Raw genomic sequence first — 26,154 nt, forward strand, 5'->3', positions numbered from 1 at the left:
TATGACGCTTTTAATTATTATTGTGAAAATAAATAGGATTCGGTAGCGCCAGGGGCGAGACCGGAGGCGCCGTGAAAATCCCGAACTTCGACAAGGACCAGCGCCGCGTACTCCAGCTGCTGCGGCGCACCGGGCCCTTGTCGCGCTCCGCGCTGGCGGCCGAATTGGAAACCAGCCCGGCCGCGCTGACCCGTCTGTCGCGCGGCCTGATCGACATCGGCCTCGTCGAGGAACTGCCCGAAAGCGAGAGCCATGGCCGGGGCCGGCCCGCGGTGCCGCTCAGGCTGGCGGCGGGCGGCGGCTATGCGGTCGGCGCCACCGCGCACAAGGGGCTGCTCGATATCGCGCTGGTCGATTTCACCGGCACCACCATCGCCATCCACCATGAGGCGATCGACGCGATCACCCCCAAGGTCTTCGCCCGCAAGGTCCGCGCGCTCACCCATCGCATGGTCGAGCGCCACGACCTGCTCGGCCGGCGGATGCTCGGCATCGGCATCGCGGTGCCGGGCCCGTCGCTGTCGGCGGCCGGCGACCGGTGGAGCGTGGTCGACGTGCTGCCGGACTGGCGCGACGTGCCGCTGCGCGACCTGTTCCTCGACGAGTTCGACTGGCCGCTGTGGATCGAGAACGATGCCAATGCCGCGGCGATCGCCGAATTCTATCTCGGCGGGTTGGTGCGCGAATTCTCGACCGTGGTGGTGCTGCTGCTCGGCTTCGGCATCGGTGCCGGCGTCATCGTCGACGGCCGGCTGGTCCGCGGCCAGTTCGGCGTGGCGGGCGAGATCGGCTGCCTGTTCCCCGGCCACCTCCCCCGCCCCAGCCCGCTCGACCTCCTCGCCATGCTGCGCGCCGACGGCTGCCACCTGACCTCGGTCACGGACATCGACGCCGATGCCGCAGATCAGGCGCCGACGATCGCCGCCTGGCTCGACCGCGCGGCAGAGCAGCTCAGGACCGTCTGCAATACGGCATTCGTCTGGCTCGATCCGGGCGCGATCGTCCTCGCCGGAACCCTGCCGCCGGCGATCCTGGAGGGGCTCGCCGACCGGCTGCACCGCGCAGAGCTTGTCACCACGGTCCTCGATCGGCGGCCGCCGTTGCGCGTGTCTGCGCTCCGGGGGTCACCGATCACGCTCGGGGCCGCGCTCCTGCCGATCCATGCGCTGGCGGCACCGGGCTGAGCGAAAGGATGGTCGCCCGCCTATCCAACGGAAAGAAACATATCTTCGGAAGACGCGGCGGCGCGCCGCGCGTGAAGGCGACTGGATGGTCCGGCGGAAACGGCACGCCGGCACGCGCTGCCCCGGCGGTGCCGGGAAGCGTCTTCACCAGCGACCTCGTCGCGATCAGAACATCGGATGCGGATTGAGCGACCGATCGGGTACCGGCTGGAAGACGTCCCAATGCTCGACGATCTTGCCATCCGCAAAACGGAAAAGCTCGACCACCGAAGCGCCGCGGTCGTCGCGCGACAATTTGCCTCGATAGTGCACCGCGGCCAGATCGCCGTCGACGAGGACGCGCTGGACGGCGAAGGACGCGTCCGGGTTCGCGAACAGCGCTTTCAACGCTGCGATCGTGGCATCTCGCCCCTGCCCCAGCCGCTGGTTGTGCTGGATCATGGTCTTGGTGGCGAAACGGGTATAGGCCCGGTCCGGCTGTTTCTTGTTGAAAAGCAGATCGAGGAAGGCGGCAAAGCGTTGACGGTTGCGCGACGCGGTCCCGGGTTCGGGCCGCGCGGCCGGCCGGGTTGGGGCACCCATCGGATTGCTTCCTGCCGCGATCGGCTGCAGCACATCCCAATGCTCGACGATCCGGCCCTTCTGCAGCCGATAGATGTCGGCCACGGCGGCACCGGGCGTGGCCGGATCACCCTGCCCGAACAGATGGACGAGCGCGAGATCGCCATCGACAAGCAGATGCCGCACCTCGAAACGCGATCCGGCACGGGCAAACATCGGCGCCAGCGCATCGACCGCGGCTTGCCGGCCATCGGGCAGGCCGGGGTTGTGCTGGATGTAATCCGGCTCGACATGCGCGGCGAATGCGCCGGCGACGTCGCGGTCGCGGTAGAAGCGCTCCACGAACGCGGTTATGGTGACGCGATTGTCCTCGGTTGATGCAGGTGATGCGGCGATGAGGCAGATCGCGGCAGCAACCGGGGCCCACCGCCTCACAGCGCGCCCTCCCGCAACAGCGATACCGCGTGATCGCAGGCGCGCGCGGTGAGTGCCATGTAGGTGAGCGACGGGTTCTGACAGGCGGACGAACTCATCTGGGCGCCATCGGTGACAAACAGGTTGGGAATCTCGTGCGCCTGGCTCCATTTGTTGAGCACCGAGGTGGCCGGATCATGGCCCATGCGCGCGCCCCCCATTTCGTGGATCGCCGATCCGCCGACGCCGGGCTGGTCGAAGCCCATAATCACATGGCCGCCCGCCGCTTCCATCATCGCCGCCGCTTCCGCCTTGGCATCGGCCAGCGCCAATCGCTCATTCTCGCCATGCTCGAAATGGATGTTGAGCTGCGGCAGCCCTTGCGGATCAAGCCTGGCTGGATCGAGGGTCAGCCGGTTGCTCGCGCGCGGCAGGCTCTCGGCGAAGCCGACGAACACCATCCGCCAAGGCCCGGTCTTGCGGTTCCGTTCCTTATAGGCCTTGCCGATACCGGCGGCGCGTTTCGCCGCGGTCCACCCGCTTTGCAACGCGCCCCCCTGAAAGCTGTAGCCGCGGGTAAAGGCGGCGTCGCGGCGATCGAGGTTGCGGAAGCGCGGGATGACGACGCCGGTCGGCCGGTTGCCGAAGGTCGTGCGATCGTCGAAGCCGGGAATGATCGCCATCGTCGACAGGGTCGAGGCATGGTCCATGATGTGCGTGCCGAGCACGCCACTGCCGTTGGCGAGACCGTTGGGAAAGGCCTCCGATCGCGAACGCAGCAGGATGTGGACGCTATTGAACGCGCCGGCATTGAGGAACACGATCCGCGCGCCATGGCGCTGACGCGCGCCCGTCTTGACGTCGATCGTGCGCACGCCGGTCACCCGCTTCGTCGCCGGATCATAGTCGACCGCCTCGACCAGCGCGTCGGTGATCAGCGTGAGATTGCCGGTCTTCTGCGCGGCGGGGAGGGTCGAACTCTGCGTGCTGAAATAGGCGCCATAGGAGCAGCCCCGCGCGCAGATCGAGCGGAACTGGCATGGCGCCCGCCCCTCCTTGGGCTGGGTGAGATTCGCCGTCCGTCCCACCGTCAGCCTCCGGTCGGGCCAGCGCGCCGAAATCACCTCGCGGACATGCTGCTCGACGACATTGAGCGCCATTGCCGGCTGGAACTTGCCATCGGGCAATGAGGCCAGCCCCTCCGCCGCGCCGGACACGCCGATGAACTCCTCGACATAGTCATACCACGGCGCGACGTCGGCATAGCGGATGGGCCAGTCGGTGCCATGGCCGTCCTGGCGGTTGGCGTCGAAATCATAGTCCGACCAGCGATAGCTCTGCCGGCCCCAGGTCAGTGACCGTCCGCCGAGTTGATAGCTGCGCCACCAGTTGAATTGCTTGCCTTCCGCCACCGCATAGGGATTTTCCCGATCGTTGACGAAATGGTTCTGGGTGAATTCGGTGAAGTGGCGGTTGAGCCGCTGCACCGCGTAATCCGCGGCATAGAGCCGGGCATCGCCCTCGCCGCGGAATTCCATTTCCCATGGCGCCTTGGTCTCGGTTTCATAGCCGGTGCCATGCTCGATCATGCGCCCGCGCTCGATCATCAGCACCTTGAGGCCTTTTTCGGTGAGTTCCTTCGCGGCCCACCCGCCGGTGATGCCCGAACCCACCACGATCGCGTCGAAATCCATGCTCATCCGAAATCCACCGCTGTCCAATCGCTCGACCAGGACCGGTTGTCGGCCGGCAAGGGCAGGTTCGGTTCCCACCGCCCCGGCACCAGTTCATATTGCAGTTCGCGGCTCGCCCCGATTTCGGACGTGTAATAGCCGGTCAGGATCAGCGCCTTGATCTTGCGCCAGGGATGGTCCTTCGCGTCCGCGCCGAAGGCGTCGGCATCATAGGCCTCCAGCACCGCGAACTGGCGGTCCTTCGCGAGCGACAAGAAGTCGCCGCGGCCAAGGCGATTGAGATCATGCGACACGGCATCGAGCAGCACCAGCCCTCCCCGTTTCCGGTCGCCGCCGGCGTTCGAAGCCGTATCTTCCAGACCGTGGATCAGTGCCATTTCGACGAAGGCGGGCACACCCGCCACCACCGCGCCGGCGGTATCGGTATTGGGCACGACGAGATCCGCGAGCCGCGTCAGCAGCAGCTTTTCCGACGCGGCCGCGCCATCCCCCTGCGCCGCGCGCGCGCGATCCCAGATGGCCAGCGGCGTGCCGGCCAGCACGCCCAGCACCAGAGCGCCGCCGAGGATCTGTCGCCTGTCGGGCCCGCCCGCGGGCGAATCTTCAACCGGCGATTGCGACACGTTGCCGCCTTGCGCTGCCATAACCTCTCCCGGCGACGGATCGCCTTGCCCGTTAACGAACTATAATTCTATTTCTGACATGGATCGGCGCCGCTGGCAACGGCTTCATGCGGCGGGCACGCTCGCAGGCGCGGATTCCCTGATACGCAGCCGTCGCGGAATCGCAAAGGCGCTGACGGCCACCCCAAGCAGACCGAGCACGATGCAGCCGCCCGATACGATGAAGGCCTGGATCGACGCCGCACCATCCCCACCCGTTGCTGCCTGGACCGCGAAGAACAATGTACCGATCGCCGCCGCGCCGATCGCGGCGCCAAGCTGTTGCGTCGCCTTGAGCAGGCCGGAGGCCGAGCCGGCATGGCCGACATCGACTTCGGACAAGGTGCAGGGCGGCAGCGGCCCGCCCGCCAGCCCCATGCCGAGCCCCATCATCAGCAGCGGCGGTGCCAGCATGAGCGGGTGCGTCAGCGTGGCGCCGGCGTACTGCATCAGGATCAGCAACCCGACCAGCGCCGCCGCCATCAGCAAAGCCCCCCAACTGACGATCACCGGGCCGAAGCGCGGCAGCGCCTTGCGCGAGAGCATGCCGATCGCGAAGGAGGCGCCGAACGCATAGGGCACATGCGCCAGCCCGACCGCGGCGGCGCTGAAGCCGAGGCCGCGCTGCAACGCCAGGGTGAGCGTGAACAGCAGGCCGCCCGTCGCCACCTGGAACAGCAATATCGTCACCAGCCCGGCGCTGAACGCACGGGCGCGGAACAGGTCCGGCACGATCAGCGCCGATCCGTCGCGCCGCATCCGGGCGATGCTGTATCGCGCCAGCAGCAGTGCGACCGGCACACTCGCGGCCATCATGGCGAACCCCCAGACCGGCCAGCCATAGAGCGGCCCCTGGATCAGCGGGAAGATCAACAGGAACAGCAGCAGCATCACCAGCACCGTTCCCACCATGTCGAGGCGCGGACGGCGGGCCGATCGGCCATCGGGCAGGATCCGCACGGCGCAGACGATCGCGACAATCCCCACCGGCACGTTGACGAGAAAGATCGGCCGCCATTCGAGACCGAACAGGTTGGCGCTGATCAGCACGCCGCCGATCACCGGCCCCAGCACCGCAGCCAGCCCGCCGAGAACGCCGAACAGCCCCAGCGGCGCCATCCTTTCATGGGGGGCGTACATGATCTGGGTCAGCGACATCACCTGCGGCAGCATGATCGCCGCCGATCCGCCTTGCAGCAGCCGCGCCGCGATCAACTGGTCGGGGTCCGCGGCGATGCCGCACAACAACGAGGTGAGCGTGAAGCCGGAAACGCCGATCAGGAAGGCACGCTTGTAGCCGAAAATGTCGCCAAGGCGCCCGCCGGTGATCAGCAGCAGCGCGAACAGCGTGGAATAGCCGGCGACCATCCATTGCACCTGCGCGTCGCTGGCGCCGAACCGCCCCTGCAAGGTCGGGATTGCGACGTTGATGATCGTCATGTCGACCAGATCGAGCACCATCGCGGTTGCGACGATCGCCAAGGCCAGCGTCCGCCGCCGGCCTGACAGTGCCGCCGATGCAACCGGATCCCCCCTATCCACGCCCATAGTGTCACCCACCCCTCCGCCCGCCCACCAATAAGCGAACGATGATTCTAATAATGGTGGATCGTCGATCCTGATCTTGCCGTCAACCCGTCGACAGGCATTGACACCATTGGCCTCCCCAAAATACGAACAAATATTATAATTTTGTTCGAGTCCATGCTCGGACCGATGGGAGAGTGATGCATGAAGAGGGTGCGGTGGACATGCGCAGGCATGGTGCTGGCTTTGGCAACGGGCGCGATGGCGCAAGTTATCGTTCAATCCCCGTATCGCCCGCCCGAGACGGTGCAGCCGATCGCGGTACCGATCGCGCCATCGAAAGAGCGGCTCAAGCTGCTCATCATCACCGGTCGCAGCAGCTACGAGCATGACTGGACGGGGGTGAACAACCTGCTGCGCAAGCAGCTGCAGGAGACCGGCCGGTTCGACGTGCGCGTCGTCGAGGATTTCGACAATGGCACGCTTGAAACCCTGAAGCCCTATGACGTCGTCCTGCTCAACTATCTGGGGCGCTGGAACTATGCCGACCCCGACGAGAAGCGCTGGAGTCCCGCGGCCGAGAAGGCCTTGTTCGACTATGTCAGCGCGGGCGGCGGCATCGTCGTCTACCACGCCTCGTTCAACATGGGCTCACCGAGCTGGCCCGAATTCGAGAAGCTCGCCGGCGGTGTGATGCGCCCTCAGGCGAAGAGCCGGCGTTCGCCGCCGGGCGGCTTCATGGTCCACGTCGTCGATCGCGGCCATCCGGTGACAAAGGGCATGCGCGAATATTTCTGGACGTTCAACGACGACATGTACACGAACATGCGGTTCGATCCGTCGGTGAAGATCCATGTGCTGGCGACCGCGCACGACGCCGCGGCGAGCTATGCCCCGGAGAAGGCCGGGCCCAAATATCCCGCTTATGCCTACACGGCCGACAAGCTTGGCAAGATGCAGGGCATGGACGCCGACCATCCGCAGGTATGGACCGCGGATTATGGCAAGGGCCGGGTCTTCGCGATCCCACTGGGCCACGGCCCCGACACGCTGCAGTATCAGGGCGTGCGCGGCCTCATCGCGCGCGGTGCCGAATGGGCCGCGACCGGCAAGGTGACCATCCCGGTGGAGACCGACGTCCGCGATTTCCCGATCGAACGCGAAGCGCCCGCCGGGAAATAGGCCAATGCGGGAGCGCGGCGTCCCCGCGCTCCCCGGCTCAGTTGCGCAGGCGAACCGCGGCGACCAGGCCCAGTAACGCGATCAGCAGCAGGTTCTGCCCGATCGCGCCACCCAGGTCACCGCGCAGCGCGTGGAAAAGGATCGCGACACATTGGTTGGCGATCAGCGCCACCGCGGCGCCGCCGATCCAACGGTCGCGGCCCGGCAACAGGCCGGGCAGCAGGAGCAGGGCTGCGCACAGCATCTCGCTGGCGCCCACGACGCGCGCCACCGGCGGCGCCAGCCCCGCCACCCACGCATGATGGCGTGCGAGATCGGCCATCGGCGCGGTCATCTTCATGAAACCGACGAAACCGAAAAATGCCGCCAGAGCGATCTGCGCAGCCCACGCGCCCCCCACCCGAATTCGTCGCATATCCTCTCCCTCCATTTTTTAGAATGATAGAACTTGTTCTGATATGGAGGGGCGAGCCGCGTCAATCATGATCTGTCCGCGCCAATTCCCCAGCGGCCGGGAAAATCGTCCCGCCAGTGCCGCAGCCGCATTGACAGCATTGAGCCCAATCAATAAACGAATATCAGTTCTAATTAGAGGCGACAGAGGAGTCGTCCGGCAGAGAGGAGCCCGCGCGCAGTGCGTTCACCGATCGATTTCGTCCGCCGGCTCTCGATGATGCCGCAGGGCGTCACCATCGTCATTGCCGGTTTCCTGCCCATTCTGGCCATCGTGTCGATGTTTCCGGCGATCCCCGCGATCATCGACCATTTCGCGGCGGACCCGGAAGCGCGCTGGAAGGTGCCGATGATGGTGTCGGCCCCCGGCCTGACCATCGCACTGGTCGCGCCCTTTGCGGGCTTTTTCGTCGACCGGTTCGGCCGTCGCCCGCTGCTGATCGGCGCGACGCTGCTTTACGGCATCGTCGGCACGGCCCCCTTCTTCCTCGACAGCCTCAACGCGCTGATCGCTTGCCGGCTGCTGCTCGGCGTGGCGGAAGCTGCGATCCTCACCACCGTCAACACGCTGATCGCCGACTATTGGGACGATCGCGGCCGCAAGGACTGGCTGTTCCTGCAGGGCATCGCCGGGCCATTCCTGGCGTCAGGCGTGATCCTGGTGGCGGGCGCCGCCTCATCGGTACGTTGGAACGGCATCTTCCTGGTCTACGCGGTCGCTTTTCCGATCTTCCTCGCGATGCTGCTCTGGCTGTTCGAGCCGCGCCGGCCTGAAAGCGAGGTTGCGATCACCGCCGGAGCCCGCGAACCGCGGGTGCGTACGCCCTTCCCCGCCGCGTCGGTAACGTTGATCGGTTCGGTCACGCTGGTCGCCTCGGCGCTCTATTATGTGTTCATCATCAGCGGATCGCTCGCCTGGCGCGAGATCGGCGTGATGGATCCGGCGCGCATCGGCCAGTTGACCGCCATTCCCAGCTTGTTCGTCATGCTGGGCGCGCTGGTCTTCCGCCTGATGGGCGGCAAGCCGCATGCGGTCCAGCTCGTCACGTTCTTCCTGCTGCTCGGTGTCGGCCTTGCCGGCATCGGCCTGGCATCGGACTGGCGCTGGATGGTGATCGCGCTGATGGTGCAACAGACCGGCGCGGGCATGGCCGTCCCCACCATCATCGCGTGGGCGCAGACCAGATTGCCGTTCGAGCATCGCGGTCGCGGCATGGGCGTATGGACCGCCTGCTTCTTCTTCGGCCAGTTCTCCAGCCCGTGGCTGGTGCACCAGGCTGAAAACCTCGTCGGATCCATGCAGGGCGCGTTCCTCGCAGCGGGTCTGGTAGGCGTCATCGCCGCCATCGTCATCGGCGCCGCGCGAACCCTGCGCGCGCCCGTTTCCCCCATCGCCGTCGCGGAGTGATTATGACAAGCGAGATCAAGCGGGGCGTCAGCCTCTACAGTTTCCAGCACGAGACCTTCCAGGGCAAGATGAGCCTGGAGGACTGCTTCCGGACCTGCGCCGAGATGGGCGCGCTGGGCGTCGAGATCATCGGCGAGCAGACTTTCTGGGGCTGGCCCGAGGTCGGCGTCGAGGATGCCAAGATCGACGAATGGCACGGTCTGGTCGCCAAATATGGCGCGACGCCGGTCAGCCATGACTTCATGCTCGATTACAAGCGCTACAAGGGCCGGCCGATGCCGTTCGAGGAGCAGGTGGCAAGCGTCCGCAAGGATATCGACTTCGGCGCGCGCCTCGGCATGAAATATATCCGCGCGCTGGTTTCGATCGCACCCGAAGTGCTGGTCGCCGCCGCCCCCTACGCCGAGGAGAAGGGCATCAAGATCCTGATCGAGGTCCACGCCCCGCTGCACTTCGACCATCCCTGGATCATCCGCCATGCCGAGGCCTTCGAAAAGTCGAGCTCGGATGCGCTGGGCTTCCTGCCCGACATGGGCATGTTCCTGTTCAAGTTTCCGCCGGTGTGGAAGGAGCGCTTCATCCGCAACGGCGTGCCGCAGCACATCGCCGACTATATCGAGACGGCCTATGAGGATCGCGTCCTCAGCGAATATGTGATCCTGAACGTGCGTGAGATGGGCGGTGAGGGTGCTGCGCTCGGCATGGCCGAGACGCTGCGCCACAATGCAGCGTTCGAACCCAAGCGAATGCTCGACTTCATGCCGCGCATCCATAACGTCCATGGCAAATTCTACCAGATGGACGAGGATCTGGTCGAACCGTCGATCCCCTATGACGAGATCGTTCGCGTGCTCAAGCAGGGCGGCTACACCGGCTACATCTGCTCGGAATATGAGGGCAATCGCTGGATCGAGGATGCCCACGAGGTCGATTCGGTCGAGCAGGTCCGTCGCCAGCAGGAAATGCTCAAGCGCCTGATCGGCGAACCCGCCCCCACCGCGCTCGCCGCCTGAAGGAGATACCGATCATGTTCGACAAGATGATGCTGTGCGACGAGGGCTTCGAGAATATCGTCGAGAATGGCGAAACCATCGGCTTCGCGCTCCTCGCGCGCCTGCCCTATTATCGTGGCCTCGGCCTTTCGATGATCGAGGATATCGGGCTCACCGTGGATGGCGTGCCCGTTGCGCGGGGCGACGTGCGCTTTTCGGTGCGTGGGCGGAGCTGGACGCTGGATGAGATGGAAACCGAATATGGTGACCGCTGGAACTTCGGCGAGAAGGCGAAGGTGACTGTGCTGCGTCCCGGCGGCCTGACGCCCGGCGCGCACAAGGTGGAGATCGCGGTGCGCATGCGCGTGTCCTACCTGCCGTTCGTGCCGACCACGAAGACCGGCCGCGAACTCCAGCTCGCCGCCTGACGCGTCGATCGATCGCGGCGGCGCGCGCCGCCGCGATCGACACCGCCGATCATCAACGGACCGGGCGGGCCAGCGTGACGCGCGCCGACCGCGGTCGTGCGGTCGATTGGGGAAACATCAGATGCGTAGCACACTCCGGTCATTTGCGATCGCCCGCATGGCGTTGGCGCCAAGTGGCGCAAGCCCGTCCACGGTCGCGCAGCCAGTGCCACCCCTCACCCTGCCGGTGACCGGAGAGGATATGTTCGCCGGCGGCGCCGCGCCGGTTCCCTGGCGTGCCAGCGCAGGGTACGGCATCAAGTGGCGGACGGATCGGGAACCGTCATGGGCATGAGCCAGGAAATCTGGGTCTCCCCCGCGGCGGTGCAGCTGCAGGAACAGGGGCCCGACTATCTCGACATCGTCGACGATCAGCCCTGGTCGGCGCAGTCCGGGTTCCACCGCGGCTTCTCATCCAGCTTCCGCATTCGCCCCGATCGGAAGCTGTGGTTCCACTTTCCCTTTCAGCTGCCGACGCAGGTAACCGTCCATCGCGCGCTGCTGCTGTGGGAAGCCGAGGGTGATGCCGCCATCAACTGGGTGTGCGTCCATCATGGCGGCATGCAGCGCCAGCATCTGTTCGAGCCGGGCACGGCGCTGAGCGGAACGCCGGTTCCGTTCGATCCGCCGGAACAATGGCGCCATTTCTATCCGGCGTCGCATCGGCTGCTCAGCGACCTGCCGATCGCTCCGGCGATCGACAGCCGGTTCGGCGTTCAGCTCTGCGTGCTGGCGCAGGGACCAGGAGTGGTCCGCTTCTACGGCGCCGGGTTGCGTATCCTCGCGCCCTGATCGCGCGCACCACGGTCAACGTGCGGGCGCGCGCAGGAAGGCAGCGCACATGATCGCCAGATCCTCCTTCAATTCCTCCCAATTGCCCTGGTTCGCGGCTTCCGGCGAGGATCCGAGGCCGAGGAAGCGCGCCAGCGTGTAGTAGATCATGCGAAACGCGTTGCCGACCAGCCGCTCATGGTCGGGTCGACCGAATTCGTCCGAGTAACGCAGCATCTGCGCCTGCGCTTCGGCGCTCAGCTTCTCGGCCGAACTGCGGCCAAGCGCCGACATCGAATCATCGTAAATCGCGCGAAACATGATCGGACGCAGCACCGGACTGTAATCCTTGAGCAGCTCGGCATAGGCATGGATGAAATAATAGGTGTAATCGTCGAGCGTGGCGGATTTGCCCGCGACTTCGGCCATCATCCTGTCCTGGTCCTCGCCGATCCGGGCGAGCACCCGGCCGTGGACGGCGCGGATCAAATCGTCCTTGCTGTCGAAGCGCAGGTAGATCGATCCGATCGAAACCTTGCCCGCCTTGCTCACCTCGGTCAGCGTGAAATCGTCGTTGCCGCGCTTCACCATCAGCTTTTCCGCGGCGGTCAGCATCCGTTCGTAGGAGGCGCGGCTGCGCCCCTGCTGGGGTTCGCGGCTTACTTCGGCTGCCGCCGAAATAGAATCGCTCTTCGTTTTCGCTGTTGACACCGGCGGCATATCAATCCTATCACCAATAAGAACGATGGTTCTAATTATGCTATCATTCTGGAAGCATCGAGAGCCAATGTAAACAAGCCGGCCACCGCAGCGCCAATGAGCGCGATTTGGAGGGGACAATGCGTTTTTCGGTGTTTCTCAACGCGCGGTCGATGGCGCCCAGCGAGGATCGCAAACTGATCCAGGACCTCACGGCGCATGCCACCAGGGCCGCCGCACTGGGTTTCGACGCGATCTTTATGCCCGACCATCATTTCAACGGCTATATGCCGATCGCGTCCGACAGCTACATGTATGCGGCCTATCTCGCTGCGCGTCTGCCGCAGATGCATTTCGGTTTCTCCGTGACTTCGGTGCCGCTCCATCATCCGGTCCGCTTTGTCGAGAGGATCAACATCCTCGATCAACTCACCGATGGCAAACTGCTGATCGGTGTCGGCAGTGGAACGACGCCGGAAGAGATGATCGGCTTCGGCGTCAACTATCGCGAGTCCGGCGCGATTTCGGAAAACAACCTCGCGATCGCCGAACAACTCTGGGCGAAGCGGATGGACGATCCCGCGGTGGAGATCGATAATGGGCCGCACAAGGGCCGCGTGCTGCAGCGGATCGCGCCGGCACCCTATACGCCCCGCCATGCCAGGTTGATGCCTGTCGCGATGAAGGAAGCGAGCGCGCGCCGCGCCGCCGAAAATGGCTGGCCGGCCTTCATCCCCGCTTTCACCCCGCCGCAGATCGGCGGCACCGAACCGATGAAGCATGTCGCCAAATTCTTCGGCATCTATCGCCGGATGCTCGAAGAGGCGGGCCATGCGCCCGAGGTGGTCGCCGATGCGCTCGGCTGGACGACGCATACCTACCAGGTCGTCCATGTCGCCGAGACCGACGCGCAGGCGCGCGCGGAGCTGGAGGTCATCCTGCGATCCTATCAGGACGCGATCGAGCGCGAGAACGAGTATAACCGCCGCGCGGAATCGGACGATGCCAACAAGAAGACCGATCGCACGCCCAACGCGCTGACCGACGACTGGATCGGCACCTGGTGTCTCTACGGATCGCCCGAGACGGTGATCGAGCATCTGGCGCCCTATGCGGAGCTCGGGATCGGCAACATCCTGTGTGGCACCACCACCGGGCCGCTGACCGAGGAGCGGCTGCGGCTGGGCGACCAGACGCTGCGGCTTCTGTCTGAAAAGGTGATGCCAGCGTTCAAGCCGGCGATCCCGTCGTCGGTGGCCGCGGAATAGATCCGAACGGGCAAGCGGCCCTCGAGACGGCCGCCCCGAGCATGAGGAGAGAATGATGGCCAGTTCCCCTGCCGCCACGCGCCGGCGCATCGTCGGACTGGGCGGGACGTTCCGGCAGGCGTCGTCGAGCGAAAGGATCGTCCGTGCGATCCTCGCCGAGTGCGCGGCACTGGGCGCGGAGACGATCATGTTCGACGGGCCCGCGCTCGCGCGGCTGCCGCACTACAATCCCGAGCATCCTGACCGCACGCCGGAAGAAGCCGCGCTTGTCGAGGCGATGCGAGGTGCGGACGGGATCGTGATCGGCAGCCCCGGCTATCATGGCGGCTATTCGGGTCTGGTGAAGAACGCGATCGACCTGCTGGAAGATCTGCGGCCGGACGCGCGCACCTATTTCGACGGGCGTCCGGTCGGCCTTGCGGTCACCGCCGCCGGCTGGCAGGCGTGCGGCACGACGTTGTCGGCGCTGCGCGATGTGATCCACGCGATGCGCGGCTGGCCGACGCCGGTCGGGATCGCGATCAATTCGGTGGAGCAGCGGCCGTTCGGGCCCGACGGCATGATCGTCGACGAGACGGTCGCCCGCGCCATACGCGCGCAGGCCGAACAGATCATGCGCTTCACGATGATGGAGGCCGCAGCGTGATTTCGGGACTTTCGATCGAACAGCGCGTGGCGATGAGCGCCGGCGCGACGATGTGGACGACCGTCGGCTATCCCGACGCCGGCATCCCGTCGCTGGCGATGGCCGATGGCCCGATGGGCATTGCCAGCGGCCGTGTCGACGAGCGCGATGTCGCGCTGCTCTGCCCCTGCCCCACCGCGCTCGGCGCCAGCTGGGATGTCGACCTGTGCGAACGCGTCGGCACGCTGGTGGGCGGTGAAGCGATCCGCATGGGCGTCGACATGGTGCTGGCGCCCAACGTCAACCTTGCGCGCAGCCCGCTGTCCGGTCGCGCGTTCGAATATTATTCGGAAGAGCCGGTGCTGGCCGGCATCATCGGCGCGGCGTGGGTGACGGGGCTGCAGGCGACGGGCACCGCCGCGGTCGTCAAGCACCTCGTCTGCAACGACAGCGAGACGGATCGCGACCGGATGAACGCGGTTGTCGACGAACGCACGTTGCGCGAGATCTATCTGCTGCCGTTCGAACTCTGCGCGGACGCCGGCGCGGGCGGCATGCTCACCGCCTATAACCGCCTCAACGGTGACTGGTGCGCCGAGCAGCACCATGTGATCACGACGATCGTGAAGCAGGAATGGCGGTTTCCGGGCGTCATGATGAGCGACTGGTTCGGCACGCATTCGACCGTCGCGACGCTGCGTGCCGGCCTCGATCTCGAAATGCCCGGCCCGGCCCGCTTCCTGGGGTTCAAGGCGGCCGAGGCGGTCGCGCAAGGCCTCGTCGATGCCGACCGCGCGACCGATGCCGCGGCGCGGGTCGCCGCTGCGGCGGCCCGCTTCACGGGCGGCAAGCGCAGTCCGATCACCGGAGCGGCAGCGGATGCGCTGCTTGTCGAGGCTGCCGCGGCCGGCTTCGTGCTGCTCAAGAATGAGGCGCAGTTGCTGCCGCTGGTGCCGGGTCGCACCCCGCATATCGCCATTATCGGCCCCAATGCGGCGGCGCCCTGCTATCAGGGCGGCACCTTCGCCAAGATCGCGGTCGCGCCCGATGCTGCGCGGCCGTTGGAAGCGATCGTGGCGCGCTACGCCGGTCATGCCCGGATCGACTATGAGCCCGGCGTCGACCCGCAGCCGCGCCTGCCGTCGATGCCGGTGCGCCCCGCGCGTAATATTGGCGACGGTCGCGACAGCGGCATGACCATCGATTACTTTGACGGCCAGTCGCCCGATGCGCGGCTGATCGCCAGCGAGACCCGCGACACCAATTCGCTGGTCTGGTTCGCGGGCGTGCATGACGATGTCGCAGCGCTCGACCGGCCGGCGCGGATCGTCGCGCGCGGTATCTTCCGTGCGGAGGCGGGCGGCAGTCATATCTTCTACCTCGGGGCGACCGGTCCGGTGCGGATGCGCATCGATGGCCGCGACATCCTTCAGGCGACCGAACCGGTCGCCTCGTCCGACGTCATGGGCAAGCTGAAGAGCGGCGATGCCAACAGCGTCTCCGTGGATCTCGACGCGGGCGCGGAGATTCTGGTCGAGGTCGAGTTCGATTACGCTCCCGCGCGCGTGCACGGCCTGTGGTACGGCATTCGCCGCCCGGACACGCCCGAGGCGATGCTCGCGCGCGCCGTCGCGCTGGCCGGAGAGGCGGACGCGGTCGTGCTGATCGTCGGCGAAACCTCCGACGCCAGCGTCGAGAGCAAGGATCGCCCGCACACGCGGCTGGCCGACGAACAGGTCCGGCTGATCGAGGCAGTCACCGCCGCCAATCCGCGCACCGCGATCGTCGCCAATGTCGGCCACGCCTTCGATTGCGCGTGGGAGGATCGGGCGGCGGCTTTGCTCGTCGCCTGGTATCCCGGCGAGGGCTTCGGCGCAGCGATCGCGGCGGTGCTGGCGGGAGATCGCGAACCGGGCGGACGGATGCCGGTGTCGATCGCGCGCACCGAGACAGACTATCCGGCGTTCTCGCTGACGCCGGACGCCGCAGGCGACCTCCATTATCGCGAAGGTACGCGCATCGGTTATCGCGGCATGGCGAATCCGCGCCACACGCTGGGCGCGGGCTTCGGCTATGCCGACATCGCTCTCCTCGACGCCCGTGTCGTGCCCGCCGAGGGCGACAGCATCGCCATCGCCGCGACGGTGGAGAACCGCGGCGAACGCGCCGGCAGCGACGTGATCCAGGTCTACCGGCGCGCGCCCGAACTGGCGCTCGCTGGGTTCGCCAAGGTCCATCTCGCGCCCGGCGAGCGGCGCGACGTCCGCATCGTCATCGCGCGGCGCCGTCTCCAGACGTGGGACGACGGTTGGCGCGACATCGCCGACCCGCAGCTGTTCGCCGGCCGGTCCGCCGACGACATCGCCTTCGACCTCCCCCTCACTCCCGTTCCGGAGCAGATCCTATGAGCCGCGTCACCGAAATCCGCCATGTCGGTTATGGCGTGCCCGATCTGGCCGCCGAACGCGCCTTCTACGCGGACCAATGGAAGCTGGTGGAAGCCGGCGAGGAGGCCGGCATGGTCCATTTCGCGGCCGAGGGCGGCGAGGAGCTGTATGTCGTCCGGCTGCGGCAAAGCGCTGAGAAGCGCATCGACGTGATCGCGCTCGCGGCGGACGATCGCGCGGCGGTCGACGGGCTGCACGGCCGGGTCGTGGCGTCGGGGTGCCGGATCATCTTCGCGCCGCGGGATCTGGAGACGCCGGGCGGCGGCTATGGCTTCCGCTTCTTCTCGCCGGACGGGCTGCCGTTCGAGATTTCCAGCGACGTCGCGCGCCGCACCCCGCGCCAGTTGTCGCGGTGGGAAGGGGTGCCGCAGAAGATCAGCCATATCGTGCTGCATTCGCCGGATCACCAGGCGCTGGTGCGCTGGTTCGTCGACGTGCTGGGCTTCAGGGTGAGCGACTGGCTGGGCGATTTCATGTGCTTCCTGCGCTGCAATTCGGCGCATCACCGCCTTGCGATCCTGCCGGGGCCGCCCTGCCTCAACCATGTCGCCTATGACATGCTGAGCGTGGACGACATGATGGCCGGGATCGCCCGCCTGAAGCAGAAGGGCACCGACATCCGCTGGGGGCCAGGCCGCCACACCGCGGGCAACAACACCTTCAGCTATTTCACGACGCCGGCGGGGTTCGCGGTCGAATATACGTCCGAGCTGGAAGAGGTGGATTTCGAAGGCCATGCGGCGAAGGTCCACATCCCCGGGCCCAGGGTGATGGACCAGTGGGGCATCGGCGTCGGCGGTCCGCAGACGATGCCGCATCCCGAGCCCGACAAGGGGCTGTTCCAGGCGGTGGAGGCCTGAGCGGTGGCGCTGTTCGAATATTTCCCGAACTATATCTGGAACCTCTCGGTCGCGATCGCGATGGAGAGCGGTGGGCAGATCGGCGAGATCGTCGACATGTGCCAGCCGATCCGCGACGCCGCCGCCGGCGGCGCGGACGCCGGCACGCCGATGTTCATGAAGGCGTGGGCGGCGATGGGCGACAAGCTGCTCGACCTTGCCGGCGAAGACGAAGCGAAGGGCCGCGCCTTCTCCGCGTCGAACAAGCTGGAGCGCGCAGCCCTCTATCTCTTCACCGCGGAGCGGATGCAGGGCCATGGCCATCCCGGCCGGCAGGAAACCTATGCCAGGGCCCGTGACGCCTTCGACCGCTCGACGGCGCTTGGCAGGCTCAACCGCGCGCGTGTCGAGATCCCGCTGGCGACCGGCACCATGCCCGCGCTCTACACGCGCGCGCCGGGCGACGGCGCCAGGCCGGTGGTCGTGTTCTGCAACGGCCTCGATAGCTGCAAGGAGCTGCTCTACTGGACGCGGCTGCCGCACGAACTCGCGCGGCGCGGCATCTCGACCTTGTGCGTCGACCAGCCCGGCAGCGGCGAGGCGCTGCGGCTGCAGGGCCTGCCGGTCGATCCGCACAGCGAGCATTGGGCGTCGAAGGCGATCGACTGGCTGGAGGCGCAGCCCGACGCCGATCCTGCGCGCATCGGCATGACCGGGATTTCGCTGGGCGGCCATTTCGCGCCGCGCGCGGTCGCCTATGAACCGCGCTTCGCGAGCGGGGCGGTGTGGGGCGCCAACCACAATTGGCGCGAGGTGCAGGACAGGCGGATGGCGCGCGAGGGGGAGAACCCGGTGCCGCATTACTGGGCGCATGTGCACTGGGCATTCGGCGCTAAGGATCAGGACGACTTCCTGGCGAAGTCCGAGGCGATGAACCTCAACGGCCATATCGACCGCATCGAGGTGCCGTTCCTTGTCACCCACGGCGCCAACGACCGCCAGATCAGCGTTGCCTATGCCGACGATCTTTACGACCAGCTCGTCAACAGCCCGCGCCGCGAGAAGATGATCTTCACGGCGCGCGAGGGCGGGGTCGAGCATGTCGGTGCCGACAACATGGCCTATGGCCGCGACCTCCTCGCCGACTGGTTCGCCGAGACGCTGGGCGGGCAGACGGCATGACCCGCCGCTTCGTCGACCTGTCGATCACGCTGTGCAACGACGTGGTGAGCGATCCGCCTTTCCTGAAGCCGGAGATCACCTACCAGACGCACATGGATACCGCGCCCGAGCTCGGCATCTTCTTCCCCGGGGTGACGGCGCAGGATACGCCGGACGGCGCTGGGTTCGCGGCATCCGAATGGGTCAGGCTGACCACCCACAGCGGCACCCATCTCGACGCGCCCTATCATTTCCACCCGACCATGAACGGCGGCGAACGCTCGATCACCATTGACGAGGTCCCGCTCGACTGGTGCTTCCGCCCGGGCGTGAAGCTGGACTTCCGCCACTATGCGGACGGCTATGTCGTGACGGCACAGGACGTCGAAGACGAACTCGCCCGCATCGGCCATGTGCTCGAGCCGCTCGACATCGTGCTGGTGAACACGGCAGCGGGCAAGGCGCTGGGCCGGCCCGACTATGTCGATGTCGGGTGCGGCATGGGCTATGAGGCGACGATGTACCTGACGAGCCGCGGCGTGCGCGTGACCGGCACCGACGCGTGGAGCTGGGACGCGCCGTTCGCCCACACCGCGGCGAAGGTGAAGGAGACCGGCGACACCTCGCTGATCTGGGAAGGCCACAAGGCCGGCCGCGACATCGGCTATTGCCACCTCGAGAAGCTGCACAACCTGGAGGCGCTGCCGCCGCATGGCTTCACGGTCAGCTGCTTCCCGCACAAGATCAAGGGGGCGTCGGCCGGCTGGACGCGCGCGGTCGCGATTATCGAGGACTAGGAGAGAATAGATGCGGCTCGCGACGCGCGCGAAGGGGCCGCCCGACGGCCAGCTGATCCTCGTCTCGGCGGACGGCAGCCGTGCGCTGCCCGCCACCGGCATCGCCGCGACGCTGCAATATGCTCTCGAGGAGTGGGACGGCGTCGAAGCGGACCTGCGCCGCCTCGATGCGCGGCTGGCCGCGGGCGAAGGCGAGGTGCTGAACGCGACCGACCTGCTCGCGCCGCTGCCCCGCGCCTGGCAATGGCTCGACGGCTCCGCCTTCCCGACGCATGGCGAACTCATGCAGCAGGCGTTCGGCCTGCCGGCGATCGAGACCGACAGGCCGCTGATGTACCAGGGGATGTCGCATCGCTTTCTGTCTGGCCATGAGGATGTGCCGCTGCCCGACGAAGCGGACGGCATCGACTTCGAGGGCGAGTTCGGCGTGATCACCGATTTCGTGCCGATGGGCACGTGTGCCGCCGATGCGCTCAAGCATGTCAGGCTCGTCATCCTCATCAACGACTGGTCGCTGCGCGCGATCGCGCCCGTCGAGATGAAGACCGGCTTCGGCTGGGTGCAGGCCAAGCCGGCATGCAGCGTCGCGCCCTTCGCGGTGACGCCCGATGCGCTGGGCGATGCATGGGCCGATGGTCGCATCCACCTGCCGCTCGCGGTGACACTGAATGGGGCGTGGTTCGGCCATCCCCATGGCCGCGAGATGGAGGTGGGTTTCCACGACCTCATCGCCCATGCCGCGCGCACCCGCGACCTCGTCGCCGGCACGATCATCGGCTCGGGCACAATCTCCAACGCCGATCATGCGACCGTCGGCTCCGCCTGCATCTCCGAACGCCGCGCGATCGAGACGATCGCGCAGGGCAAGCCCGCCACCGCCTTCATGCGCTTCGGCGACCGCGTCCGCATCCATGCTCCGGCAAACGGCGGCTCCCCGTTCGGCGTCATCGATCAGCGCGTGGTGAGCGGCCGTTCCGCCTGATCCCTGCGACCGTGGGCCAGCAGGTTCAGACGTGTTTCGAAAGCAGAGCGACGCGAATGCCAACCACGACCTTCCCCTTCCCTATCGGTGCGGCATCCGCTTTCGACCGGTCGGATCGTCACTGGTGGGCGTTTCGCACGACCGGTTCGATTCGGCGCGCTCCCGGCCCGCAGAACCCGCTACGCGCGGCGCTGACCTCCTGCACGCTGCTCGGCGATGCCTCGGCGCGCATCACCGACCGAAAATTTGCGTTTTGCACCGCAGCATCTGCGACGCAGATATGGCGAATTTGCGCCAGAAACATCCCACAGATAACTGAGAAAACGGGATTATTCCGGGCATATGGCCTGCTCGATAACCGGAATGATGATTCTAATAATCTTATTGACGCTGCCGAACACCGATATTAAAACCATCATTGTAATTCGTAAAAAGGCTCCCGCGAAGGGGCCGGATGGGGAGGATTGACGATGCGCTTTCGTGCCATTCACGCTGCTCTGCTGAGCACGGCGACTCTGGCCGTGACGGGTACGGCCCATGCCCAGGACGCGGCCGCGCCTGCAAGTACCGCAGACGACGCGCCCGCGAGCATGAGTCTCGCCGACATCGTCGTGACGGCGCAGAAGCGCGCGACAAACATCCAGGACACGCCGATCGCGATGCGGGCGTTCGATGGCGATGCGGTGCTGAAGGCCGGCGTCAGCGATGTGAACGGACTTGCCCGGCTCGCGCCCGATCTCGGCATCACCAACGATACGCAATATACCAAGATCACCGTGCGCGGCATCTCGAGTCAGGATCATAGCGAGACCGCCGATCCTGCGCTGACGATCAATATCGATGGCGAATATATCAACCGGCCGATCGCGCTGAATGCGAGCTTCTTCGATTTGGAGCGGATCGAGGTGCTGCGCGGGCCGCAGGGCACGCTCTATGGGCGCAACGCAACCGCGGGCGCGCTCAACATTGTCGCGGCAAAGCCGAAGCTCGGCGACTTCCAGGGCTATGCCAGCGGCAGCTATGGCAATTTCAACGCCTTCACCGGCGAGGCCGCCGTCAACGTGCCGCTGGGCGAGAAGGTGGCGGTGCGGGTCAGCGGCATGCACAACCAGCATGACGGCTATTTCAACAACGAACCGGCCGGCCGCGGCAGCGCGGGCAATACCGATGCCGTCCGCGCGTCGATCTATGCCGAACCGCTCGCCGGTGTCCGCGTCTATCTTGCCGGTGAATATGTCAACGTCGATACGACCGGCATCGCCCAATATGGCATCGTCGTCGCCAACAATGGCGTGCTCGCCAACCCGGCTTTCGCCAGCGGGATCGTCGACGTCATTCCCTCGACCCCTGCCCTCGAGGGCGGCGGCGTGCCGCTGCGCCTGCGGTTCGATCCGCCGAAATCCTCGTTTCCGCTCGGCAGCCTCGGCTTTACGCGGATCGAGCAATATGCCGTTCGCGGCCGCGTCGACGTTGATGTCGGCTCCATCGGCACGTTGAGCTATATTGGCGGCTACCGTGATGTAAATTCGGACGTGAACCAGCCGCTCAACGGCTTCGCGCCGACCACCTTCGTCCAGATGTATCAGAAGGACTCCGAAACGCAGAGCCATGAAATCCGCCTGTCCGGCGGAGAGGAGGGCGGATTTGTCTATCAGGTCGGCGGGTTCTACTTCAACGAAGACCAGTATATGGCGCAGGGCCTGTTTCTTCCGCTCGCGGCGGGCGGCAGCTTCCTGAACTATTTCTATCGGCCTTATGTCAAGAACAAGTCCGTGGCCGGATTTGCGCAGGCGACGATGCCGCTGATCGAGGACACGCTGAGCGTCACCGCCGGCATCCGCTACACCAAGGACAAGAAATCAGCGCTTTTCATCAACTACGGCCCTCAGTTCGGCCGCGGATCCGCCCCGCCGGCGCAGGATGACACGACACGGCCGGGCCGCGTCGAATTCAATCCGACGCCGCTCGACGACGATCAGGTCACCTGGACGGTCGGCCTCGACTATAATCCAAGCCGCGATCATCTGATCTACGGCAAGGTCAGCACCGGCTACAAGGCGGGCGGGTTCGACAATGTCGGTTCGTTCGGCGCGGAAAAACTGACCGCCTACGAGATCGGGTCGAAGAACAGCTTTGCTGGCCGGACGATCCAGTTCAACGCTGCCGCATTCTATTATGACTATAAGGATCAGCAGATCCCGATCTTTCTCGACACCAGCGTGGGCTCCCAGGTCGTGAACGCCGGCAAGTCGCGGATCTGGGGCATCGAGACCGACACCACCATCCTGCTTTCGCCGAACGACCGCTTCACGGCAACGGTCAACTATCTCGACGCAAAGCTCACCCAGTTCGAGGCGGCGCGGCTGGGCCTGAGCGGAACGATCGCGGACAGCGACCCGTCCACGCCGGGGCTGCAGCCGTTCGACCTCAGCGGCAATCGCCCGGTCCAGTCACCGAAATGGACGATCGCGTTGGGCTATGACCACGACTTCTACTTCGGCGACCATAAGCTGACGGCGAGCCTGTTCAGCCGGTTCAAATCGGCCTATTTCCTGCAGCCGAGCAATTCCCTGGCCGAGAAGCAGGAGGCGTTCACGCAGACCGACTTCACGCTCGAATATTCGGCGCCGGGGGATCGATTCAGCGTGCAGGGCTTCGTTCGCAATATCGAAAACTACAAGCCCTATGCATTCGCCGGATATGTCAACGCCGGCGGGCAGCTTCTGATCAACTATATCTATGGCACGCCGCGCACCTATGGCGTGCGCGGAACCTTCCGGTTCTGATGCGCCGGGCGCCCCAAAGCGAGGATCAAGAATGACGATTTCAGCGTGCGTCGAATGGCTGTTCAAGGATGAGCATGCGGAACTGCCCGATCGCATCCGCGCTGCGAAGGCGGCGGGGCTCGGCGGCGTGGAATTCCATCTGTGGCGCGACAAGCCGATCGACGCGATCAAGGTCGCGCTCGACGAGACCGGCCTGCCGTTGACGAGCTTCTGCGTCGATCCGCGGCGCAGCCTCGTCGATCCCGCCCAGCATGATGAATTCCTCGGCGCGGTCACCGACACGATCGAGACCGCGAAGCGGCTGGGCCGCCCGCCGCTGATCGTCGCATCGGGTTTCATCCGCGAGGGCGTGGATCTCGCGGAACAGCGGGCAGAGGCGGTGAAGGTCCTCCGCAAGGCCGCGGCACTGGCCGAGGCGGCAGGCATCACCCTTCTCCTCGAACCACTCAACACGATCGTCTCGCACCCCGGCATGTATCTTTCGAGCACCACGCTGGCGCTCGACATCATCGAGGAGGTTGGCAGCGACCATCTTCGCCTGCTCTACGACGTCTTCCATTCGCACGTGATGGGCGAGGATATGGAAGCGGTGCTGCGCGGCCGCATCCATCTCGTCCACCATATCCAGTTCGCCGACGACCCCGGCCGCAGCGAGCCGGGCACGGGCACGATCGACTGGCCCGCCACCGTCGCGACCTTGCGTGGGCTGGGCTATCAGGGCGCTTTCGGCCTCGAATATCTGCCGACGCTCCCCAGCGCGGAATCGATCGCGCAGACGCGCGCAGCCACCGGGCTCTGACGGCGTAGACGGAAAGGACGACGCGATGGCGACGGCAAGCGCGACGAACCTGGCCCCGGCTGCCGTCTCGCCCGACCGGCCGGACCGCATCCAGGCCTGGGAGAAGGTGAGCTATGGCCTCGGCGATTTCGCCTGCGGCCTGAGCTGGAACGCGGTGGGCGCGTTCCTCCTTTATTTCTACACCAATGTCGCGCTGCTGCCGGCCGCCGCCGTCGGCACGCTGTTCCTGCTTTCCCGCCTGCTCGATGCCGGCATCGACCTGAGCGTCGGCCTGATGGTCGATCGCACGCGGTCGCGCTGGGGCCGCACCCGCCCCTACTTCCTGTTCGCCGCGCTGCCCTTCTCGATCCTGCTGGTGCTGACCTTCACCACGATCGACGCCTCGGTCGGTGCCAAGCTGGCCTATGCCTATGTGACCTTCACCCTGCTGGGCATTCTCTATTCCTTCCTCGCCGTCCCCTTCTCGGCGCTGATGCCGATGATGACGTCCGACCATGGCGATCGCATGCAGTTGGGCAGCGCGCGTGCGATCGGCACATCGGCGTCGGTGATCCTCGCCACCGTGGCGACGATGCCGCTGGTCGCGTTGCTGGGTGACGGCGACGAGCGGCGGGGTTTCCTGTATGTGGCGGCAATCTTCGCCGTCCTGACCTTCGCCGCGCTGATCAACCTCGTGTTCAGCTGCCGGGAGCGCCACCATGACGCGGCGCCCGCCGCCGGCGCGGTCTGGCCGGCGATCGGCGAGATGCTTCGCAACCGTGCGTGGCTCGTCACCTTCCTGTTCTGCACGCTGAACTTCCTGCGCTTCGGCGTGGTGATTTCGGTCACCGCCTTCTTCGCGATAGAGGTCATGCGCGCGCCCTGGATGATCGGCATATTGCTGCCTGCCGTTTCGGGCACGCTGATCTTCAGCGCGATGATCGCACCGATGCTGTTCAGGCGAACCGGGATCCGCAAGGGCTGCATCGCCGCGCTCGTGATCGCCATCGCGCTGCACGCGGTGCTGCCGCTGGTCGAGGCGCATCACCTGCTGTTCCTTGCCGTCTTCCTCGTCGCGGCGGTTCTGATCAGCCTGACGATGACGGCGATCTTCACGATGGCGGCTGACGCGGTCGACTATCATGAGTGGCAGTTCGGCAGCCGCAACGAAGGGCTGCTCTCGTCGGGCATCAGCCTGTCGACCAAGGTCGGCATGGCGATCGGCACCGCGCTTGTCGCCTATACGCTGGCGATCGCGGGCTATGATCCCAACGCGGTGACCGACGGCGCACGCGCAGCGATCCGCTGGTCCTATTACGGCGCCCCCATCCTCATCATGCTCCTGCAGATCGGCACGATGATCTTCTGGCCGATGGACCGGTTCCAGCGCCCGTCACGCTGATCCGGCCGGCGCGACAGCGTCACCGATAGCGATATCAGCGCCCCTCCCCTCGCTAAGGGTTAACGTCATCGCGGCTCCGGCCGCGATTGACACGTCTGCATAAAATATTACTATTCAATCCGCATGGATGTCTCGGGAGGGCAGATCGAGCGAGAAGATTGAAAAGACCTTGGCTTGCGTCAAGAAGGCAAGTTGATGACGGGCGCCGCCAGGGTGGCGCCTTTGCGCAATGCGTGAATGTTTTATGGCTGATCTCGCGGCGAGCGGCCGAGTCGCAGGACAGGCAGCGCGTTTCAGCTTCGCGCAGAAGGATGGTTTATGAGTTCGTTCGGAAGCTTCCAGAAATTCAGTGAAGGAACGCTTTCCAGCCACGACCAGGTTGCGCGCGCGCTGGGTGCGCAGATCATCAACGGTGTTTACCCCCCGGGCTCGAAGATCCCCGGCGAGGCTGAAATCCTTCAGCGCTTCGGCGTGTCGCGCACGGTGCTGCGCGAGGTGCTGAAGACCCTGACCGCCAAGGGGCTGATCGTTTCCAAGACACGCGTCGGCACAAAGGTGCTCGATCCCAGTCACTGGAACCTCTTCGATGCCGACGTGCTTTCCTGGAAGATGTCTCAGGGGCTGGACGAGGCATTCCACGGCGATCTGACGGAGATCCGGCTGGCACTGGAACCGCGCGCCGCCGCGCTCGCCGCTCGCCGGCGTGATCCCGCCGCAATCAAGGAACTGCGCGACGCGATCGAGGCAATGCGCAACGCCACGGAATCGCGGCGCCATTTCGCCGAGGCGGATTTGTTCTTCCACAAGGCGATCGGTGCGGCTTCCGGCAATGTGCTGCTGCGATCGATCGCCGCGGTGATCGAGACCGCGCTCGTCGCCTCCTTCACCATGACCTCGCCGATCCACGATGCCGACCTGCACGAGCATAATGTCCACAGCCACGAACTGATCGTCGATGCGATCGAAGCCGGCGACGAGGAAGGTGCGGCGGAGGCGATGCGCAGGGTGATCAAGACGCTCGCGCACTGGCGCGCGCAGGCAGACTGAGCGCGAAC

The 26,154-nt window shown here is 65.8% G+C and carries 24 protein-coding genes; 18 read left to right on the top strand and 6 right to left on the bottom strand.

Annotated features, from left to right (window positions below; genetic code table 11):
• Positions 1–71 precede the first annotated feature (71 nt).
• Complete coding sequence (locus NX02_RS16450; RefSeq protein ID WP_025293299.1) at positions 72–1,184, top strand: ROK family transcriptional regulator; 1,113 nt, start codon at positions 72–74, stop codon at positions 1,182–1,184.
• A gap of 165 nt (positions 1,185–1,349) precedes the next feature.
• On the opposite strand, the gene NX02_RS16455 is transcribed toward NX02_RS16450, so the two are convergent.
• The 4 genes from NX02_RS16455 to NX02_RS16470 form a co-directional block, all read right to left on the bottom strand.
• Positions 1,350–2,180 (bottom strand): nuclear transport factor 2 family protein, encoded by an 831-nt coding sequence (locus tag NX02_RS16455; RefSeq protein WP_025293300.1) that lies wholly within the window; start codon positions 2,178–2,180, stop codon positions 1,350–1,352.
• Positions 2,177–3,859, bottom strand: coding sequence for a GMC oxidoreductase (locus NX02_RS16460; protein WP_025293301.1), 1,683 nt, complete (start codon positions 3,857–3,859; stop codon positions 2,177–2,179). Before NX02_RS16460 ends, NX02_RS16455 begins: the two co-directional genes overlap by 4 nt.
• Positions 3,856–4,497: a gluconate 2-dehydrogenase subunit 3 family protein gene (locus NX02_RS16465; RefSeq protein ID WP_025293302.1), complete on the bottom strand. Its 642-nt coding sequence runs from the start codon at positions 4,495–4,497 to the stop codon at positions 3,856–3,858. Before NX02_RS16465 ends, NX02_RS16460 begins: the two co-directional genes overlap by 4 nt.
• A gap of 84 nt (positions 4,498–4,581) precedes the next feature.
• Positions 4,582–5,997, bottom strand: a complete 1,416-nt coding sequence (locus NX02_RS16470; protein ID WP_245648615.1) for an MFS transporter — start codon at positions 5,995–5,997, stop codon at positions 4,582–4,584.
• Between the two features lie 306 nt (positions 5,998–6,303).
• Here NX02_RS16470 and NX02_RS16475 point away from each other — a divergent pair, with 306 nt between their 5' ends.
• A complete protein-coding gene (locus NX02_RS16475) occupies positions 6,304–7,224 on the top strand; it encodes a ThuA domain-containing protein (RefSeq protein WP_245648616.1) in 921 nt (306 codons plus the stop codon).
• A gap of 37 nt (positions 7,225–7,261) precedes the next feature.
• On the opposite strand, the gene NX02_RS16480 is transcribed toward NX02_RS16475, so the two are convergent.
• Positions 7,262–7,639, bottom strand: a complete 378-nt coding sequence (locus NX02_RS16480) for a DoxX family protein (RefSeq protein ID WP_158014045.1) — start codon at positions 7,637–7,639, stop codon at positions 7,262–7,264.
• A gap of 219 nt (positions 7,640–7,858) precedes the next feature.
• Between NX02_RS16480 and NX02_RS16485 the strand changes: the two genes are divergently transcribed.
• The 4 genes from NX02_RS16485 (at position 7,859) to NX02_RS16500 (ending at position 11,336) form a co-directional block, all read left to right on the top strand.
• Positions 7,859–9,085, top strand: a complete 1,227-nt coding sequence (locus NX02_RS16485) for an MFS transporter (RefSeq protein ID WP_025293306.1) — start codon at positions 7,859–7,861, stop codon at positions 9,083–9,085.
• A gap of 2 nt (positions 9,086–9,087) precedes the next feature.
• Positions 9,088–10,098, top strand: coding sequence for a sugar phosphate isomerase/epimerase family protein (locus NX02_RS16490; protein ID WP_025293307.1), 1,011 nt, complete (start codon positions 9,088–9,090; stop codon positions 10,096–10,098).
• Between the two features lie 14 nt (positions 10,099–10,112).
• Complete coding sequence (locus NX02_RS16495) at positions 10,113–10,505, top strand: C-glycoside deglycosidase beta subunit domain-containing protein (RefSeq protein WP_025293308.1); 393 nt, start codon at positions 10,113–10,115, stop codon at positions 10,503–10,505.
• Positions 10,506–10,835: 330 nt separating this feature from the next.
• A complete protein-coding gene (locus tag NX02_RS16500; RefSeq protein WP_245648617.1) occupies positions 10,836–11,336 on the top strand; it encodes a hypothetical protein in 501 nt (166 codons plus the stop codon).
• 15 nt (positions 11,337–11,351) lie between these two features.
• Here the strand turns inward: NX02_RS16500 and NX02_RS16505 are convergent, their stop codons facing one another.
• Complete coding sequence (locus tag NX02_RS16505; protein ID WP_245648618.1) at positions 11,352–12,026, bottom strand: TetR/AcrR family transcriptional regulator; 675 nt, start codon at positions 12,024–12,026, stop codon at positions 11,352–11,354.
• Between the two features lie 128 nt (positions 12,027–12,154).
• Between NX02_RS16505 and NX02_RS16510 the strand changes: the two genes are divergently transcribed.
• From NX02_RS16510 to NX02_RS16560, 12 genes are all read left to right on the top strand, one after another.
• Positions 12,155–13,282 (top strand): LLM class flavin-dependent oxidoreductase, encoded by a 1,128-nt coding sequence (locus tag NX02_RS16510; protein WP_025293310.1) that lies wholly within the window; start codon positions 12,155–12,157, stop codon positions 13,280–13,282.
• Positions 13,283–13,334: 52 nt separating this feature from the next.
• A complete protein-coding gene (locus tag NX02_RS16515) occupies positions 13,335–13,928 on the top strand; it encodes an NADPH-dependent FMN reductase (protein ID WP_039996642.1) in 594 nt (197 codons plus the stop codon).
• Positions 13,925–16,315, top strand: a complete 2,391-nt coding sequence (locus NX02_RS16520) for a glycoside hydrolase family 3 protein (protein ID WP_245648619.1) — start codon at positions 13,925–13,927, stop codon at positions 16,313–16,315. Before NX02_RS16515 ends, NX02_RS16520 begins: the two co-directional genes overlap by 4 nt.
• Positions 16,312–17,214, top strand: a complete 903-nt coding sequence (locus tag NX02_RS16525) for a VOC family protein (protein ID WP_025293313.1) — start codon at positions 16,312–16,314, stop codon at positions 17,212–17,214. The genes NX02_RS16520 and NX02_RS16525 overlap by 4 nt, the downstream gene beginning before the upstream one ends.
• Before the next feature lie 3 nt (positions 17,215–17,217).
• Positions 17,218–18,375, top strand: coding sequence for an alpha/beta hydrolase family protein (locus tag NX02_RS16530; protein ID WP_025293314.1), 1,158 nt, complete (start codon positions 17,218–17,220; stop codon positions 18,373–18,375).
• Positions 18,372–19,151 (top strand): cyclase family protein, encoded by a 780-nt coding sequence (locus tag NX02_RS16535; protein WP_025293315.1) that lies wholly within the window; start codon positions 18,372–18,374, stop codon positions 19,149–19,151. Before NX02_RS16530 ends, NX02_RS16535 begins: the two co-directional genes overlap by 4 nt.
• Positions 19,152–19,161: 10 nt before the next feature.
• On the top strand, positions 19,162–20,133 hold the full coding sequence (locus NX02_RS16540) for a fumarylacetoacetate hydrolase family protein (RefSeq protein WP_025293316.1): 972 nt from the start codon (positions 19,162–19,164) through the stop codon (positions 20,131–20,133).
• Between the two features lie 56 nt (positions 20,134–20,189).
• Complete coding sequence (locus NX02_RS32520; RefSeq protein WP_158014046.1) at positions 20,190–20,543, top strand: hypothetical protein; 354 nt, start codon at positions 20,190–20,192, stop codon at positions 20,541–20,543.
• A gap of 180 nt (positions 20,544–20,723) precedes the next feature.
• Positions 20,724–22,919, top strand: a complete 2,196-nt coding sequence (locus NX02_RS16545) for a TonB-dependent receptor (RefSeq protein ID WP_245648620.1) — start codon at positions 20,724–20,726, stop codon at positions 22,917–22,919.
• Positions 22,920–22,950: 31 nt separating this feature from the next.
• Entirely contained in the window at positions 22,951–23,718 is a 768-nt protein-coding gene (locus tag NX02_RS16550) for a TIM barrel protein (protein WP_025293318.1), read from the top strand.
• Between the two features lie 25 nt (positions 23,719–23,743).
• Positions 23,744–25,099, top strand: a complete 1,356-nt coding sequence (locus NX02_RS16555) for an MFS transporter (RefSeq protein ID WP_025293319.1) — start codon at positions 23,744–23,746, stop codon at positions 25,097–25,099.
• A 318-nt stretch (positions 25,100–25,417) separates the two neighbouring features.
• Positions 25,418–26,146, top strand: a complete 729-nt coding sequence (locus tag NX02_RS16560; protein ID WP_025293320.1) for a FadR/GntR family transcriptional regulator — start codon at positions 25,418–25,420, stop codon at positions 26,144–26,146.
• Positions 26,147–26,154: the final 8 nt, after the last annotated feature.

It is taken from the genome of Sphingomonas sanxanigenens DSM 19645 = NX02, assembly GCF_000512205.2.
GTDB classification, from domain to species: Bacteria; Pseudomonadota; Alphaproteobacteria; order Sphingomonadales; family Sphingomonadaceae; genus Sphingomonas_D; species Sphingomonas_D sanxanigenens.

Excerpts from the sequence above, each read along its gene's own strand:
- NX02_RS16460 (WP_025293301.1), bottom strand. The coding sequence starts at position 3,859 with ATGAGCATGGATTTCGACGCGATCGTGGTGGGTTCGGGCATCACCGGC.
- NX02_RS16465 (WP_025293302.1), bottom strand. The coding sequence starts at position 4,497 with ATGGCAGCGCAAGGCGGCAACGTGTCGCAATCGCCGGTTGAAGATTCG.
- NX02_RS16475 (WP_245648616.1), top strand. The coding sequence starts at position 6,304 with ATGGCGCAAGTTATCGTTCAATCCCCGTATCGCCCGCCCGAGACGGTG.
- NX02_RS16480 (WP_158014045.1), bottom strand. The coding sequence starts at position 7,639 with ATGCGACGAATTCGGGTGGGGGGCGCGTGGGCTGCGCAGATCGCTCTG.
- NX02_RS16490 (WP_025293307.1), top strand. The coding sequence starts at position 9,088 with ATGACAAGCGAGATCAAGCGGGGCGTCAGCCTCTACAGTTTCCAGCAC.
- NX02_RS16495 (WP_025293308.1), top strand. The coding sequence starts at position 10,113 with ATGTTCGACAAGATGATGCTGTGCGACGAGGGCTTCGAGAATATCGTC.
- NX02_RS16500 (WP_245648617.1), top strand. The coding sequence starts at position 10,836 with ATGAGCCAGGAAATCTGGGTCTCCCCCGCGGCGGTGCAGCTGCAGGAA.
- NX02_RS16510 (WP_025293310.1), top strand. The coding sequence starts at position 12,155 with ATGCGTTTTTCGGTGTTTCTCAACGCGCGGTCGATGGCGCCCAGCGAG.
- NX02_RS16515 (WP_039996642.1), top strand. The coding sequence starts at position 13,335 with ATGATGGCCAGTTCCCCTGCCGCCACGCGCCGGCGCATCGTCGGACTG.
- NX02_RS16525 (WP_025293313.1), top strand. The coding sequence starts at position 16,312 with ATGAGCCGCGTCACCGAAATCCGCCATGTCGGTTATGGCGTGCCCGAT.
- NX02_RS16535 (WP_025293315.1), top strand. The coding sequence starts at position 18,372 with ATGACCCGCCGCTTCGTCGACCTGTCGATCACGCTGTGCAACGACGTG.
- NX02_RS16540 (WP_025293316.1), top strand. The coding sequence starts at position 19,162 with ATGCGGCTCGCGACGCGCGCGAAGGGGCCGCCCGACGGCCAGCTGATC.
- NX02_RS32520 (WP_158014046.1), top strand. The coding sequence starts at position 20,190 with ATGCCAACCACGACCTTCCCCTTCCCTATCGGTGCGGCATCCGCTTTC.
- NX02_RS16545 (WP_245648620.1), top strand. The coding sequence starts at position 20,724 with ATGAGTCTCGCCGACATCGTCGTGACGGCGCAGAAGCGCGCGACAAAC.
- NX02_RS16550 (WP_025293318.1), top strand. The coding sequence starts at position 22,951 with ATGACGATTTCAGCGTGCGTCGAATGGCTGTTCAAGGATGAGCATGCG.
- NX02_RS16555 (WP_025293319.1), top strand. The coding sequence starts at position 23,744 with ATGGCGACGGCAAGCGCGACGAACCTGGCCCCGGCTGCCGTCTCGCCC.
- NX02_RS16560 (WP_025293320.1), top strand. The coding sequence starts at position 25,418 with ATGAGTTCGTTCGGAAGCTTCCAGAAATTCAGTGAAGGAACGCTTTCC.